This window comes from Streptomyces sp. NPDC003379, from assembly GCF_053589195.1.
Map to the genome: position 1 here is coordinate 1 of NZ_JBSFRK010000060.1, position 15,272 is coordinate 15,272.

Annotated in this window: 14 protein-coding genes; 13 read left to right on the plus strand and 1 reads right to left on the minus strand. The window is 69.9% G+C overall.

The window, feature by feature from the left end; all coding sequences use genetic code 11:
• Positions 1-58 precede the first annotated feature (58 nt).
• Entirely contained in the window at positions 59-559 is a 501-nt protein-coding gene (gene bldD, locus ACWDVB_RS36050; protein ID WP_055698930.1) for a transcriptional regulator BldD, read from the minus strand.
• A 224-nt stretch (positions 560-783) separates the two neighbouring features.
• On the opposite strand from bldD, the gene pyrR reads away from it, so the two are divergent.
• The 13 genes from pyrR to metK all read left to right on the plus strand — a co-directional run bounded on the left by pyrR (position 784) and on the right by metK (position 15,169).
• Positions 784-1,365: a bifunctional pyr operon transcriptional regulator/uracil phosphoribosyltransferase PyrR gene (gene pyrR, locus ACWDVB_RS36055; protein WP_451518970.1), complete on the plus strand. Its 582-nt coding sequence runs from the start codon at positions 784-786 to the stop codon at positions 1,363-1,365.
• A 93-nt stretch (positions 1,366-1,458) separates the two neighbouring features.
• On the plus strand, positions 1,459-2,436 hold the full coding sequence (locus tag ACWDVB_RS36060) for an aspartate carbamoyltransferase catalytic subunit (RefSeq protein WP_451518971.1): 978 nt from the start codon (positions 1,459-1,461) through the stop codon (positions 2,434-2,436).
• A 4-nt stretch (positions 2,437-2,440) separates the two neighbouring features.
• Positions 2,441-3,727: a dihydroorotase gene (locus ACWDVB_RS36065; protein WP_451518972.1), complete on the plus strand. Its 1,287-nt coding sequence runs from the start codon at positions 2,441-2,443 to the stop codon at positions 3,725-3,727.
• Complete coding sequence (locus ACWDVB_RS36070; protein ID WP_451518973.1) at positions 3,724-4,296, plus strand: PH-like domain-containing protein; 573 nt, start codon at positions 3,724-3,726, stop codon at positions 4,294-4,296. The genes ACWDVB_RS36065 and ACWDVB_RS36070 overlap by 4 nt, the downstream gene beginning before the upstream one ends.
• Positions 4,293-5,429 (plus strand): glutamine-hydrolyzing carbamoyl-phosphate synthase small subunit, encoded by a 1,137-nt coding sequence (carA, locus tag ACWDVB_RS36075; protein WP_451518974.1) that lies wholly within the window; start codon positions 4,293-4,295, stop codon positions 5,427-5,429. Before ACWDVB_RS36070 ends, carA begins: the two co-directional genes overlap by 4 nt.
• Positions 5,422-8,730, plus strand: coding sequence for a carbamoyl-phosphate synthase large subunit (gene carB, locus ACWDVB_RS36080; RefSeq protein WP_451518975.1), 3,309 nt, complete (start codon positions 5,422-5,424; stop codon positions 8,728-8,730). The genes carA and carB overlap by 8 nt, the downstream gene beginning before the upstream one ends.
• An 88-nt stretch (positions 8,731-8,818) precedes the next feature.
• Complete coding sequence (locus tag ACWDVB_RS36085; protein WP_451518976.1) at positions 8,819-9,925, plus strand: quinone-dependent dihydroorotate dehydrogenase; 1,107 nt, start codon at positions 8,819-8,821, stop codon at positions 9,923-9,925.
• Positions 9,922-10,770, plus strand: coding sequence for an orotidine-5'-phosphate decarboxylase (gene pyrF, locus ACWDVB_RS36090; RefSeq protein ID WP_451518977.1), 849 nt, complete (start codon positions 9,922-9,924; stop codon positions 10,768-10,770). Before ACWDVB_RS36085 ends, pyrF begins: the two co-directional genes overlap by 4 nt.
• Before the next feature lie 255 nt (positions 10,771-11,025).
• Positions 11,026-11,349 carry an integration host factor gene (locus tag ACWDVB_RS36095; RefSeq protein WP_005319887.1) on the plus strand — a complete coding sequence of 108 codons (324 nt, stop codon included), beginning with the start codon at positions 11,026-11,028 and terminating at the stop codon, positions 11,347-11,349.
• Positions 11,350-11,387: 38 nt separating this feature from the next.
• The gene (gmk, locus tag ACWDVB_RS36100) at positions 11,388-11,981 is read left to right on the plus strand and encodes a guanylate kinase (RefSeq protein ID WP_451518978.1); all 594 of its coding nucleotides are present in this window, start codon (positions 11,388-11,390) and stop codon (positions 11,979-11,981) included.
• Positions 11,982-12,033: 52 nt separating this feature from the next.
• Positions 12,034-12,306 carry a DNA-directed RNA polymerase subunit omega gene (gene rpoZ, locus ACWDVB_RS36105; RefSeq protein ID WP_005319902.1) on the plus strand — a complete coding sequence of 91 codons (273 nt, stop codon included), beginning with the start codon at positions 12,034-12,036 and terminating at the stop codon, positions 12,304-12,306.
• Positions 12,307-12,416: 110 nt separating this feature from the next.
• Entirely contained in the window at positions 12,417-13,619 is a 1,203-nt protein-coding gene (coaBC, locus tag ACWDVB_RS36110) for a bifunctional phosphopantothenoylcysteine decarboxylase/phosphopantothenate--cysteine ligase CoaBC (protein WP_451518979.1), read from the plus strand.
• Between the two features lie 341 nt (positions 13,620-13,960).
• On the plus strand, positions 13,961-15,169 hold the full coding sequence (gene metK, locus ACWDVB_RS36115) for a methionine adenosyltransferase (protein ID WP_451518980.1): 1,209 nt from the start codon (positions 13,961-13,963) through the stop codon (positions 15,167-15,169).
• The last annotated feature ends 103 nt before the right edge of the window (positions 15,170-15,272 follow it).

Here is a 15,272-nt window from a genome sequence, read left to right on the forward strand (position 1 = left end):
GCCTCTCGGCTGCGGCCACCCCGGCGGCACGTTTCTGCTGATCTGTTCAGCGGTGGGATCAGACCTCTTCGTGGGCGACGGCGCGGCGCGCGTCCGCGTCCAGGACGCCCCAGCTGATGAGCTGCTCGGTCAGGACCGAGGGGGACTGGTCGTAGATGACGGCGAGGGTGCGCAGGTCGTCCTGGCGGATCGAGAGCACCTTGCCGTTGTAGTCACCGCGCTGCGACTGGATCGTGGCGGCATACCGCTGGAGCGGTCCCGCCTTCTCGGCCGGTACGTGGGCGAGGCGCTCCAGGTCGAGGACGAGCTTCGGCGGCGGCTCGGCGGCGCCACCGGGAGCCGTACCAGGAAGAAGCTCCTGCACGGGGACGCCGTAGAAGTCCGCCAGCTCGGCGAGGCGCTGCACGGTCACGGCACGGTCGCCGCGCTCGTACGACCCCACTACGACCGCCTTCCAGCGTCCCTGGGACTTCTCCTCGACGCCGTGGAGGGAAAGGCCCTGCTGGGTGCGGATCGCGCGGAGCTTGGCCCCGAGCTGCTTGGCGTATTCGCTGGACATATAGCTCCCCGGACGCTGCGACAATCATGCGGCTCCGCCGCGTGGCTGGTAACTCACTGTGAGGTTACGCAGCGTTACTTGCCTGCGTCAAGCCGAATGGTCCGTACCGCCCCTTCGGTGGAGGCCGATGACGTGTTCGGGCATCAATGCTGGTACTGTGGCTGGCGCAATTTCGACGTCCTTTAACGTCCGTCCTGTGAGGCGGAGAAGGAGGTCCGTTTCATATGGACACGCAGGACCCGCAGGACCCCAAAGATTCAGCTGTCGCGCGCCCCGTGCTCGAAGGGCCGGACATCGCGCGGGTGTTGACCCGCATCGCCCACGAGATCGTCGAGCGCGCCAAGGGCGCCGACGACGTGGTTCTCCTCGGCATTCCCACCCGCGGCGTCTTCCTCGGCCGCCGGCTCGCCGAGAAGCTCGAAGAGATCACCGGCCGCAAGATTCCGGTCGGCTCCCTCGACATCACCATGTACCGCGACGACCTGCGCATGCACCCGCCGCGTGCGCTGGCCCGCACCGAGATCCCCGGTGACGGCATCGACGGCCGCCTGGTCGTCCTCGTCGACGACGTGCTCTTCTCCGGCCGCACCATCCGGGCCGCCCTCGACGCGCTGAACGACATCGGGCGTCCGCGCGCGGTGCAGCTCGCCGTGCTCGTCGACCGCGGCCACCGCGAACTGCCCATCCGCGCCGACTACGTCGGCAAGAACCTCCCCACGTCGCTGCGGGAGACGGTCAAGGTCCAGCTCACCGAGGAGGACGGCCGCGACGCCGTGCTGCTCGGCGCCAAGCCCGCTTCCGCGTAGGACCGTAGGACCGGCTTCCCCCTCACGGGCTCCAGGGCACCACCCTGCGCGCCCGCGTGCCCGCAGACCTCCACACACCGGAGTACACCCCCGATGATGCGACACCTCATCTCGGCCGCCGACCTCTCGCGCGACGACGCCGTCCTCATCCTCGACACGGCCGAGGAAATGGCGCGGGTCGCCGACCGGCCGATCAAGAAGCTGCCCGCCCTGCGCGGCCGCACCGTGGTCAACCTCTTCTTCGAGGACTCGACCCGGACCCGGATCTCCTTCGAGGCCGCCGAGAAGCGCCTCTCCGCCGACGTCATCAACTTCGCCGCCAAGGGGTCGTCGGTCTCCAAGGGCGAGTCCCTCAAGGACACCGCCCAGACCCTGGAGGCGATGGGCGTCGACGCCGTCGTCATCCGGCACGGCGCCTCCGGCGCGCCCTACCGCCTGGCCACCTCCGGCTGGATCGACGCCGCCGTCATCAACGCCGGTGACGGCACCCACCAGCACCCCACGCAGGCCCTGCTCGACGCCTTCACCATGCGGCGCCGCCTCGTCGGACCCGACGCGGGCCTCGGCCAGGACCTGGCGGGCAAGCACATCACCATCGTCGGCGACGTCCTGCACAGCCGCGTCGCCCGCTCCAACGTCGACCTGCTGCATACGCTCGGCGCCGAGGTCACCCTGGTCGCGCCGCCCACGCTCGTGCCGGTCGGCGTCGAGCGGTGGCCGTGCGACATCTCGTACGACCTGGACAGCGTGCTGCCGAAGTCCGACGCCGTGATGATGCTGCGCGTGCAGCGCGAGCGGATGAACGCCGCGTTCTTCCCCACCGAGCGCGAGTACTCGCGGCGCTACGGCCTGGACGGCGAGCGCATGGCGAAGATGCCCGGGCACGCCATCGTGATGCACCCCGGCCCGATGGTCCGCGGTATGGAGATCACCGCCGCGGTCGCCGACTCCGACCGCTGCACGGTCGTCGAGCAGGTCGCCAACGGAGTCTCCATCCGCATGGCCGTCCTCTATCTGCTTCTGGGCGGCAATGAACCCGCCGTGACCCACACCCGTACCGAGGAGAAGTAAGAACATGAGCAAGATCCTGATCCGTGGTGCGAAGGTGCTCGGCGGCGAGGCGCAGGACGTCCTGATCGACGGCGAGACCATCGAGGCCGTGGGCGCCGGGCTCTGTGCCGAGGGCGCGACCGTCGTCGAGGCTGAGGGCAAGGTGCTCCTGCCGGGCCTCGTCGACCTCCACACCCATCTGCGCGAGCCGGGGCGCGAGGACTCCGAGACCGTCCTCACCGGCACCCGCGCCGCCGCCTCCGGTGGCTACACCGCCGTGTTCGCCATGGCCAATACCTTCCCCGTCGCCGACACCGCCGGCGTCGTCGAGCAGGTCTACCGGCTCGGCAAGGAGTCCGGCTACTGCGACGTGCAGCCCATCGGCGCCGTCACCGTCGGCCTGGAGGGCAAGAAGCTCGCCGAGCTGGGCGCCATGCACGAGTCGGCCGCCGGGGTCACCGTCTTCTCCGACGACGGCAAGTGCGTCGACGACGCCGTGATGATGCGCCGCGCCCTGGAGTACGTGAAGGCCTTCGGCGGCGTCGTCGCGCAGCACGCGCAGGAGCCGCGCCTCACCGAGGGCGCCCAGATGAACGAGGGCGTCGTCTCCGCCGAGCTGGGCCTCGGCGGCTGGCCCGCCGTCGCCGAGGAGTCGATCATCGCGCGCGACGTGCTGCTCGCCGAGCACGTCGGCTCCCGCGTCCACATCTGCCACCTCTCGACCGCAGGCTCCGTCGAGATCGTGCGCTGGGCCAAGTCGCGCGGCATCGACGTCACCGCCGAGGTCACCCCGCACCACCTCCTCCTCACCGACGAGCTGGTCCGCTCGTACAACCCCGTCTACAAGGTGAACCCGCCGCTGCGCACCGAGCGCGACGTCATGGCGCTGCGCGAGGCCCTCGCCGACGGCACCATCGACATCGTCGCCACCGACCACGCCCCGCACCCGCACGAGGACAAGGACTGCGAGTGGGCCGCGGCCGCCATGGGCATGGTCGGGCTGGAGACCGCCCTGTCCGTCGTCCAGCAGACGATGGTCGAGACCGGCCTGCTGACCTGGGAAGCGGTCGCCGACCGCATGTCCTTCAAGCCCGCGAGGATCGGCCGGGCCACCGGGCACGGCCGCCCCGTCTCGGCAGGTGAGCCCGCGAACCTCGTCCTGGTCGATGCCGATTACCGTGGGGAAGTGGACCCCGCGGGCTTCGCCTCGCGCAGCCGCAACACTCCCTATGAGGGCCGTGAGCTGCCGGGCCGCGTCACGCACACGTGGCTCCGGGGTCGGGCCACGCTCGTCGACGGGAATCTCGCGTGACAACTCTTGTGGAACTGGCCGCCGAGAAGGAATCGGCGGACGTGACCGACTGGGCCGCACGGCTCGGCTGGGTCGTCGGACTGCTGCTCTTCATCGCGCTTGTCTACTGGCTGATGCGCGAGGGCTGGAAGTGGCGCGGCACGCTCCAGGGCGACCTGCCCGAGCTGCCCGGCGCGCCGACCGACCCGGGCCCGGCGAGACTGGAGCTGAGCGGCCGCTACCACGGCTCCACCACGGCCGGGCAGTGGCTCGACCGCATCGTGGCGCACGGCCTCGGCACCCGCAGCCGCGTCGAGCTGACGCTCACCGACGCGGGACTCGATGTCGTACGCCCCGGAGCGGCCGACTTCTTCATCCCGGCCGAACAGCTGCGCGAGGCCCGGCTCGACAAGGGCATCGCCGGAAAGGTCCTCGCGGAGGGCGGTCTGCTGATCGTCACGTGGGAACACGGCGAGAAGCTGCTCGACTCCGGCTTCCGCTCCGACCACGCGGCCGAGCAGGCCCAGTGGGTCGAGGCCATCAACAGCATGACCAAGACGTCCAGCACTACGGAAGGCACCGCACGATGACGACCTCCACCCGGGGAGCCGGCAAGGCTCCCGCCGTACTCGTCCTGGAGGACGGCCGCATCTTCCGCGGCCGTGCCTACGGGGCCATGGGGGAGACCTTCGGCGAAGCGGTGTTCTCCACCGGCATGACCGGCTACCAGGAGACCCTGACCGACCCCTCGTACCACCGCCAGGTCGTCGTCATGACGGCCCCGCACGTCGGCAACACCGGTGTGAACGACGAGGACGACGAGTCCCGCCGCATCTGGGTCGCCGGTTACGTGGTGCGCGACCCCGCGCGCGTGCCCTCGAACTGGCGCTCCCGGCGCACCCTGGACGACGAGCTGACCAAGCAGGGCGTCGTCGGCATCAGCGGCATCGACACGCGTGCGCTCACCCGCCACCTGCGCGAGCGCGGCGCGATGCGTGTGGGCATCTTCTCCGGAGAGGCGCTCTCCGACGACGCGACGCTGCTCGCCCGCGTCAAGGAGGCCCCCGAGATGGTGGGCGCCGACCTGTCCGCCGAGGTCGCCACCACCGAGTCCTACGTGGTACCGGCCATCGGCGAGAAGAAGTTCACCGTGGCCGCCCTGGACCTCGGCATCAAGGGCATGACCCCGCACCGCATGGCCGAGCGCGGCATCGAGGTGCACGTGCTGCCCGCCACCGCGACGCTCGACGACGTGTACGCGGTCGACCCGGACGGCTTCTTCCTGTCGAACGGCCCCGGTGACCCCTCGACCGTCGACCTGACCGTGGTCAAGGGCGTCCTGGAGCGCAAGACGCCGCTCTTCGGTATCTGCTTCGGCAACCAGATCCTCGGGCGCGCGCTCGGCTTCGGCACGTACAAGCTGAAGTACGGCCACCGCGGCATCAACCAGCCGGTGCAGGACCGCACGACCGGCAAGGTCGAGGTCACCGCGCACAACCACGGCTTCGCCGTCGACGCCCCCCTCGACAAGGTCTCCGAGACCCCCTACGGGCGCGCCGAGGTCTCCCACGTGTGCCTGAACGACCAGGTGGTGGAGGGGCTTCAGCTGCTCGACCAGCCGGCGTTCAGCGTCCAGTACCACCCCGAGGCGGCCGCGGGCCCGCACGACGCCGCGTACCTCTTCGACCGTTTCGTATCTTTGATGGAGGGCCAGCGTGCCTAAGCGCACCGATATCCAGTCCGTCCTGGTCATCGGCTCCGGCCCGATCGTCATCGGCCAGGCCGCCGAGTTCGACTACTCCGGCACCCAGGCGTGCCGGGTCCTCAAGGCCGAGGGCCTGCGCGTCATCCTCGTCAACTCCAACCCGGCGACGATCATGACCGACCCGGAGATCGCCGACGCCACGTACGTCGAGCCGATCACCCCCGAGTTCGTCGAGAAGATCATCGCCAAGGAGCGCCCCGACGCGCTGCTGCCGACGCTGGGCGGCCAGACGGCCCTCAACACGGCGATCTCCATGCACGAGCAGGGCGTCCTGGAGAAGTACGGCGTCGAGCTCATCGGAGCCAACGTCGAAGCGATCAACAAGGGCGAGGACCGCGAGCTCTTCAAGGGCGTCGTCGAAGAGGTCAACAAGAAGATCGGGCACGGCGAGTCCGCCCGCTCGTACATCTGCCACTCCATGGACGACGTCCTCAAGGGCGTCGACGAGCTCGGCGGCTACCCCGTGGTCGTCCGCCCCTCCTTCACGATGGGCGGCGCCGGTTCCGGCTTCGCGCACGACGAGGAGGAGCTGCGCCGCATCGCCGGACAGGGCCTCACGCTCTCGCCGACCACCGAGGTGCTCCTGGAGGAGTCCATCCTCGGCTGGAAGGAGTACGAGCTGGAGCTGATGCGCGACAAGAACGACAACGTCGTGGTCGTCTGCTCCATCGAGAACTTCGACCCGATGGGCGTGCACACCGGCGACTCCATCACCGTCGCGCCCGCGATGACGCTCACCGACCGCGAGTACCAGACCCTGCGGGACGTCGGCATCGCGATCATCCGTGAGGTCGGCGTCGACACCGGCGGCTGCAACATCCAGTTCGCGATCGACCCGACCGACGGCCGCGTCATCGTCATCGAGATGAACCCGCGCGTCTCGCGGTCCTCGGCGCTCGCGTCGAAGGCCACCGGCTTCCCGATCGCGAAGATCGCCGCGAAGCTGGCCGTCGGCTACACGCTGGACGAGATCCCGAACGACATCACGGAGAAGACCCCGGCCTCCTTCGAGCCGACCCTCGACTACGTAGTGGTCAAGGCCCCGCGCTTCGCCTTCGAGAAGTTCCCGTCGGCGGACTCGACCCTGACGACCACCATGAAGTCGGTCGGCGAGGCCATGGCCATCGGCCGCAACTTCACCGAGGCGCTGCAGAAGGCGCTGCGCTCGCTGGAGAAGAAGGGCTCACAGTTCACGTTCGTGGGCGAGCCCGGCGACAAGGCTCTTCTTTTGGAGGAGGCCGTCCGGCCGACCGACGGGCGCATCAACACCGTCATGCAGGCCATCCGCGCGGGCGCCACCCCCGAGGAGGTCTTCGACGCCACGAAGATCGACCCGTGGTTCGTCGACCAGCTCTTCCTGATCAAGGAGGTCGCGGACGAGCTGGCCGCCGCCGAGCGCCTCGACTCCGACCTGCTCGCCGAGGCCAAGCGGCACGGCTTCTCCGACGTCCAGATCGCCGAGATCCGCGGTCTGCGCGAGGACGTCGTCCGCGAGGTCCGGCACGCCCTCGGGGTACGCCCGGTCTACAAGACAGTCGACACGTGCGCCGCCGAGTTCGCCGCGAAGACGCCGTACTTCTACTCCTCCTACGACGAGGAGAGCGAGGTCGCCAAGCGCGAGAAGCCCGCGGTGATCATCCTGGGCTCCGGCCCGAACCGCATCGGCCAGGGCATCGAGTTCGACTACTCCTGCGTCCACGCCTCCTTCGCGCTCAGCGACGCGGGCTACGAGACCGTGATGGTCAACTGCAACCCCGAGACCGTCTCCACCGACTACGACACCTCCGACCGGCTCTACTTCGAGCCGCTCACCCTGGAGGACGTCCTGGAGATCGTCCACGCCGAGGCGCAGGCCGGGCCGATCGCGGGCGTCATCGTCCAGCTCGGCGGCCAGACCCCGCTGGGCCTCGCGCAGGCCCTCAAGGACAACGGCGTCCCGGTCGTGGGCACCCCGCCCGAGGCCATCCACGCCGCCGAGGACCGCGGCGCCTTCGGCCGTGTGCTCGCCGAGGCCGGACTGCCCGCGCCGAAGCACGGCACCGCCACCACCTTCGCCGAGGCCAAGGCCATCGCCGACGAGATCGGCTACCCCGTCCTCGTACGCCCGTCGTACGTGCTCGGCGGCCGCGGCATGGAGATCGTGTACGACGAGACGCGCCTCGCCGTGTACATCGAGGAGTCCACCGAGATCAGCCCCTCGCGGCCGGTCCTCGTCGACCGCTTCCTCGACGACGCGATCGAGATCGACGTGGACGCGCTCTACGACGGCAGCGAGCTCTACCTCGGCGGCGTCATGGAGCACATCGAGGAGGCCGGCATCCACTCCGGCGACTCGGCGTGCGCGCTGCCCCCGATCACACTCGGCGGCTTCGACATCAAGCGCCTGCGCGCCTCCACGGAGGGCATCGCCAAGGGCGTCGGCGTCCGCGGACTCATCAACATCCAGTTCGCCATGGCGGGCGACATCCTGTACGTTCTCGAAGCCAACCCGCGCGCCTCCCGCACCGTCCCCTTCACCTCGAAGGCGACCGCGGTGCCGCTGGCCAAGGCCGCCGCCCGGATCTCGCTCGGCGCGACCATCGCCGAGCTGCGCGCGGAGGGCATGCTGCCCAGGCACGGCGACGGCGGCACGCTGCCCATGGACGCGCCGATCTCCGTCAAGGAGGCCGTCATGCCGTGGTCGCGCTTCCGCGACATCCACGGGCGCGGCGTCGACACCGTCCTCGGCCCGGAGATGCGTTCCACGGGCGAAGTCATGGGCATCGACTCGGTCTTCGGGACGGCGTACGCCAAGTCGCAGGCTGGCGCGTACGGCCCGCTGCCGACCAAGGGCCGCGCCTTCATCTCCGTCGCCAACCGCGACAAGCGCTCGATGATCTTCCCGGCGCGTGAACTGGTCGGTCACGGCTTCGAGTTGCTCGCCACGTCCGGCACGGCCGAGGTGCTCAAGCGCAACGGCATCAACGCCACCGTCGTGCGCAAGCAGTCCGAGGGCGAGGGCCCGAACGGCGAGAAGACCATCGTCCAGCTCATCCACGACGGCGGCGTCGACCTCATCGTCAACACCCCGTACGGCACCGGCGGCCGCCTCGACGGCTACGAGATCCGCACGGCGGCCGTGGCGCGCTCCGTGCCGTGCCTCACGACGGTCCAGGCGCTCGCCGCCGCCGTCCAGGGCATCGACGCGCTCAGCGGCGGGGACGTGGGCGTCCGCTCGCTCCAGGAACACGCGCAGCACCTGACCGCGGCCCGCGACTAGCAGCCCTGAGGGGGACACCGGAAACGGTGTCCCCCTCTTCATGAGGACGCCTTTTCGTGAGGACAACCTCTTCGTGAGGACAACGAACATGTACAAGCTTCTCTTCAACCTCGTCTTCAAGCGCATGGACCCGGAGCAGGCCCACCACATGGCCTTCCGCTGGATCCGCCTCGCGGCCCGCGTCCCGGTGCTGCGCACCTTCGTCGCGGCCGTCCTCGCGCCGCGCCACAAGGAGCTGCGCACCGAGGCCCTCGGGCTGCGGATGCACGGGCCCTTCGGGCTCGCGGCGGGCTTCGACAAGAACGCCGTCGCCGTCGACGGCCTGTCGATGCTCGGCTTCGACCACATCGAGATCGGCACGGTCACCGGGGAGCCGCAGCCCGGCAACCCCAAGAAGCGGATGTTCCGCCTCGTCCCCGACCGCGCGCTGATCAACCGCATGGGCTTCAACAACGAAGGCTCGGCGGCCGTCGCCGAGCGGCTCGCCTCCCGTACGCCGGTCTTCAGGACCGTCGTGGGCGTGAACATCGGCAAGACCAAGGTCGTACCGGAGGACGAGGCCGCCGCCGACTACGTGAAGTCGACCGAGCGCCTCGCCCGCCACGCCGACTACCTGGTCGTCAACGTGTCGTCCCCGAACACGCCGGGCCTGCGCAACCTCCAGGCCACCGAGTCGCTGCGGCCCCTGCTGACCGCCGTGCGCGAGGCCGCCGACCGCAGCGTCGAGGGCCGCCGCGTGCCTCTCCTGGTGAAGATCGCCCCCGACCTCGCGGACGAGGACGTCGACGCCGTCGCGGACCTCGCCGTCGAACTCGGCCTGGACGGCATCATCGCCACGAACACGACCATCGCGCGCGAGAGCCTCGGTTTGAAATCCGAACCTTCCCTCTACGGAGAGACCGGCGGGTTGTCCGGCGCCCCTCTCAAGGAGCGCTCCCTGGAGGTCCTGCGCCGCCTCTACGCGCGCGTGGGCGACCGCATCACGCTCGTGGGCGTCGGCGGCATCGAGAACGCCGAGGACGCCTGGCAGCGCATCCTCGCGGGAGCCACCCTGGTCCAGGGCTACAGCGCCTTCATCTACGAAGGGCCCTTCTGGGGCCGAGCCATCCACAAGGGCCTGGCCGCGCGCCTGCGCACGAGCCCGTACGCCACCCTCGCCGACGCCGTCGGCGCCGACGTGAGGAAGTCCGCATGAGCGTCGCCCTGGAGCCCTTCGGCACGCGCCTGCGCCATGCCATGGACGAGCGCGGGCCCCTGTGCGTCGGCATCGACCCGCACGCCTCGCTGCTGTCCGCGTGGGGCCTGGACGACGACATCGCGGGCCTGGAGCGGTTCACGCGGACCGTCGTCGAGGCGCTCGCGGGCACCGTCGCCGTCTTCAAGCCGCAGAGCGCGTTCTTCGAGCGGTTCGGGTCGCGGGGCATCGCCGTACTGGAGAAGGCGGTCGCCGAGCTGCGGGAGGCCGGTGCCCTGGTCGTCATGGACGCCAAGCGCGGCGACATCGGCTCGACCATGGCCGCGTACGCCGAGACCTTCCTGCACAAGGACTCGCCGCTCTTCAGCGACGCGCTCACCGTCTCGCCCTACCTCGGGTACGGCTCCCTGAAGCCCGCCGTCGAACTCGCGCGGGAGAACGGCGCCGGACTCTTCGTACTCGCCCTCACCTCCAACCCCGAGGGCGCCGAGGTGCAGCACGCGCTCCGCGAGGACGGCCGCACGGTCGCGGCCACCGTCCTCGGCCACCTCGCCGCCGAGAACGCCGGCCAGGCGCCCCTGGGGTCCTTCGGCGCGGTCGTCGGCGCGACGCTGGGCGATCTCTCGTCGTACGACCTCGCCGTCAACGGCCCGCTGCTCGCCCCCGGCATCGGCGCGCAGGGCGCGACCCCGGCCGATCTGCCGGGCGTCTTCGGTGCGGCGGTGCGCAATGTGGTGCCTAGCGTCAGCCGGGGCGTGCTGCGGTACGGACCGGATGCCGCCGGTCTGCGGGAGGCCGCGGAGCGCTTCGCGGACGAGATCAGGGTGGCGGTCGAGGCGGCCTGAGGCCGACGGCGGAGCACGCGCCGTGCTCCCGTCGACGACTCACCGGCCAAAATCGGGTGCGATATGCCGTGTATGTCCGGCTCGACAGAGGCTGACCAGGACTTTTCGTCTGTTCTCGCTGACTCCGGCGGTCATGGCCGCTAGTCTCCGAGAGAGCCAACGGGCAAGCGCTTTGCACGTTGCTCCCCAGGTGTGGGGCGACTAGGTTCCTCACCGGTCCGTATCCGACAGTTCGACATCCGAGGTGACGTAGGCGTGGCTCTTCCGCCCCTTACCCCTGAACAGCGCGCAGCCGCGCTCGAAAAGGCCGCCGCGGCTCGCCGGGAGCGGGCCGAGGTCAAGAATCGACTCAAGCACTCCGGCGCCTCTCTTCACGAGGTCATCAAGCAGGGCCAGGAGAACGATGTCATCGGCAAGATGAAGGTCTCCGCCCTCCTGGAGTCCCTGCCGGGCGTGGGCAAGGTCCGCGCCAAGCAGATCATGGAGCGTCTTGGCATCTCCGAGAGCCGCCGCGTGCGCGGTCTCGGCTCCAATCAGATCGCGTCTCTTGAGCGCGAGTTCGGTGGTGGCGCTGCCTGACGTTCTCAGGCACTCCTGAGAACCTGGATAATCGCTGCATGGCTGCAACATCCCGGGGGACGACCCCCGTGCCCCCGGACGTACGTCCGCGGCTGACCGTGCTCTCCGGCCCCTCCGGGGTCGGCAAGAGCACGGTCGTCGCCCATATGCGCAAAGAACACCCCGAGGTCTGGCTCTCGGTCTCCGCGACCACACGCAAGCCGCGCCCCGGTGAGAAGCACGGAGTCCAGTACTTCTTCGTCTCCGACGAGGAGATGGACAAGCTGATCGCCAACGGCGAGCTGCTCGAGTGGGCCGAGTTCGCGGGCAACCGCTACGGCACCCCGCGCCGCGCGGTGCTCGAACGCCTGGAGGCGGGCGAGCCCGTCCTCCTGGAGATCGATCTGCAGGGCGCGCGCCTGGTGCGCGAGTCGATGCCCGAGGCGCAGCTGGTCTTCCTCGCCCCGCCGAGCTGGGACGAGCTGGTCCGCCGGCTCACCGGCCGGGGGACCGAGGTGCCCGAGGTGATCGAGCGCAGGCTGGCCGCGGCCAAGGTCGAGCTCGCCGCCGAGGCGGAGTTCGACACGACCCTGGTCAACACCTCTGTCGAGGACGTGGCCCGTGAGCTGCTAGCCTTGACGAAGGTTCTTTGATCTTTACCCCTGTCTTGACCCTTCTGGTCTTGACCCCATCGGAAGGCAGAGCGTGTCCTCTTCCATCACCGCGCCCGAGGGCATCATCAACCCGCCGATTGATGAGCTGCTCGAAGCCACCGACTCGAAGTACAGCCTCGTGATCTACGCCGCCAAGCGCGCGCGCCAGATCAACGCGTACTACTCGCAGCTCGGTGAGGGCCTCCTGGAGTACGTCGGTCCGCTCGTGGACACCCACGTCCACGAGAAGCCGCTCTCGATCGCGCTCCGCGAGATCAACGCGGGCCTGCTGACCTCCGAGGCCATCGAGGGCCCCGCCCAGTAGGCGTTGTCCGTTCTTCCACCACAGGCCCGGCAGCGCGACTGCCGGGCCTGTGGTGTGTCATGGAGTCGTACGTCTCCGGAGTGCGGAGATCCGAGTGCGGGGAGGCACGGGTGAGCAAGCCCAAGGTCGTTCTGGGGGTCAGCGGTGGCATCGCCGCCTACAAGGCGTGCGAGCTGCTGCGGCGGCTGACCGAGTCGGGCCACGACGTGCGCGTCGTGCCGACCGCCTCGGCGCTGCACTTCGTCGGCGCCGCGACGTGGTCCGCGCTGTCCGGCAACCCCGTCTCGACCGAGGTCTGGTCCGACGTCCATGAGGTGCCGCACGTCCGCATCGGCCAGCACGCCGACCTGGTGATCGTCGCCCCCGCCACCGCCGACATGCTCGCCAAGGCGGCCCACGGCCTGGCCGACGACCTGCTCACCAACACGCTCCTCACCGCCCGCTGTCCGGTGATCTTCGCCCCGGCCATGCACACGGAGATGTGGGAGCACCCGGCCACCCAGGAGAACGTCGCCACGCTCCGGCGCCGCGGCGCCCTGGTCGTCGAGCCCGCCGTCGGCCGTCTCACCGGCGTCGACACCGGCAAGGGCCGCTTCCCGGACCCGGCCGAGCTCTTCGAGGTCGTACGCCGTGTCCTCGCCCGCGGCGACCTGGCGCAGGACCTCGCCGGGCGCCACGTCGTGGTCAGCGCGGGCGGCACCCGCGAGCCCCTCGACCCGGTCCGCTTCCTCGGCAACCGCTCCTCCGGCAAGCAGGGCTACGCGCTCGCCCGGAGCGCGGCGGCGCGGGGCGCCCGCGTCACGCTCGTCGCGGCGAACGCCGCGCTGCCCGACCCGGCCGGGGTCGACATCGTGCCGGTCGGCACCGCCGTGCAGCTGCGCGAGGCCGTCCTGAAGGCCGCGGCCGACGCCGACGCCGTCGTGATGGCGGCCGCCGTGGCCGATTTCCGCCCCGAGACGTACGCGGCTGGGAAGATCAAGAAGAAGGACGGCCAGGAACCGGCGCCCGTCGCCCTGGTCCGCAACCCCGACATCCTCGCCGAGATCGCGGGGGACAGGCCGCGCCCCGGCCAGGTGGTCGTCGGCTTCGCCGCCGAGACGGACGACGTCCTCGCCAACGGCCGGGCCAAGCTCGCGCGCAAGGGCTGCGACCTGCTGGTCGTGAACGAGGTCGGCGAGCGCAAGACCTTCGGCTCCGAGGAGAACGAGGCCGTCGTGCTCGGCGCGGACGGCAGCGAGACGCCGGTGCCGTACGGCCGGAAGGAGGCGCTCGCGGACACGGTCTGGGATCTGGTCGCCGAGCGGCTCACCTGAGACGAGCGGTAACTTTCGTCTCTTGGCGGAACTCGATGAAAGTCGACGGAACTCGGTCACAATGCGATGCGTTACTTGACCGGGTCTCCACCACCGGGGCTCAATGGCATATTCGTTCCGCCAGGGGATCAAACCCGGGGAAAACGGGCGCGAGGCCCTCTGGCGGAGACTGATCGACGTACCGCACAATGCAGTGCCGCAGGTCACAGGGCTCCCAAGTGGCGAGACATGTGGTCCGGCGGACGAGTGTGACCGATAAACTGGTCTCGGACGACGCCGGGCGCAGCCCCCGGCCGTTCACCAATGATCAGCCAGCAGCCGCTGCAACCTCAGGGAGCGATGTGTCCCGGCGCCTCTTTACCTCGGAGTCTGTGACCGAGGGTCACCCCGACAAGATCGCTGACCAGATCAGCGACACCATTCTCGACGCGCTTCTGCGGGAGGACCCGACCTCCCGGGTCGCCGTGGAGACGCTGATCACCACCGGCCTCGTCCACGTGGCCGGCGAGGTCACGACGAAGGCGTACGCGCCGATCGCGCAGCTCGTGCGCGACAAGATCCTTGAGATCGGTTACGACTCCTCGAAGAAGGGCTTCGACGGCGCCTCCTGTGGCGTCTCGGTGTCCATCGGCTCGCAGTCCCCCGACATCGCACAGGGCGTCGACACCGCGTATGAGCAGCGTGTCGAGGGCGATGAGGACGAGCTGGACAAGCAGGGCGCTGGCGACCAGGGCCTGATGTTCGGCTACGCCTGCGACGAGACGCCCGAGCTGATGCCGCTCCCGATCCACCTCGCGCACCGCCTCTCACGGCGCCTGTCCGAGGTGCGCAAGAACGGGACGATCCCGTACCTGCGCCCCGACGGCAAGACGCAGGTCACCATCGAGTACGACGGCGACAAGGCCGTCCGTCTCGACACGGTCGTGGTCTCCTCGCAGCACGCGAGCGACATCGACCTGGACTCGCTCCTCGCCCCCGACATCCGGGAGTTCGTGGTCGAGCCCGAGCTGAAGGCCCTCCTGGAGGACGGCATCAAGCTGGAGACCGAGGGCTACCGCCTGCTGGTCAACCCCACCGGCCGCTTCGAGATCGGCGGCCCGATGGGCGACGCCGGTCTCACCGGCCGCAAGATCATCATCGACACGTACGGCGGCATGGCCCGCCACGGCGGCGGTGCCTTCTCGGGCAAGGACCCGTCGAAGGTGGACCGCTCCGCGGCGTACGCGATGCGCTGGGTCGCCAAGAACGTCGTGGCGGCCGGCCTCGCGGCCCGCTGCGAGGTCCAGGTCGCCTACGCCATCGGCAAGGCCGAGCCGGTCGGTCTGTTCGTCGAGACGTTCGGCACGGCCACGGTCGACACGGACAAGATCGAGACGGCCATCGGCGAGGTCTTCGACCTCCGCCCGGCCGCGATCATCCGCGACCTCGACCTGCTCCGCCCGATCTACGCGCAGACCGCCGCGTACGGCCACTTCGGCCGGGCGATCCCCGACTTCACGTGGGAGCGGACGGACCGCGTGGACGCGCTGCGGAAGGCGGCGGGGCTGTAGCCTCCGCGCGCTCGCTTCACCGAGGCCCGGCTCTCTCCTCATGGAGGGCCGGGCCTCGGCGTTTTCGCGGCACTGTTGGTCCTGTCGGCGTTGTCAGTGCGGT

Excerpts from the sequence above, each read along its gene's own strand:
- ACWDVB_RS36065 (WP_451518972.1), top strand. The coding sequence starts at position 2,441 with ATGAGCAAGATCCTGATCCGTGGTGCGAAGGTGCTCGGCGGCGAGGCG.
- pyrF (WP_451518977.1), top strand. The coding sequence starts at position 9,922 with ATGAGCGTCGCCCTGGAGCCCTTCGGCACGCGCCTGCGCCATGCCATG.
- carA (WP_451518974.1), top strand. The coding sequence starts at position 4,293 with ATGACGACCTCCACCCGGGGAGCCGGCAAGGCTCCCGCCGTACTCGTC.
- gmk (WP_451518978.1), top strand. The coding sequence starts at position 11,388 with ATGGCTGCAACATCCCGGGGGACGACCCCCGTGCCCCCGGACGTACGT.
- pyrR (WP_451518970.1), top strand. The coding sequence starts at position 784 with ATGGACACGCAGGACCCGCAGGACCCCAAAGATTCAGCTGTCGCGCGC.
- ACWDVB_RS36060 (WP_451518971.1), top strand. The coding sequence starts at position 1,459 with ATGATGCGACACCTCATCTCGGCCGCCGACCTCTCGCGCGACGACGCC.
- bldD (WP_055698930.1), bottom strand. The coding sequence starts at position 559 with ATGTCCAGCGAATACGCCAAGCAGCTCGGGGCCAAGCTCCGCGCGATC.
- ACWDVB_RS36085 (WP_451518976.1), top strand. The coding sequence starts at position 8,819 with ATGTACAAGCTTCTCTTCAACCTCGTCTTCAAGCGCATGGACCCGGAG.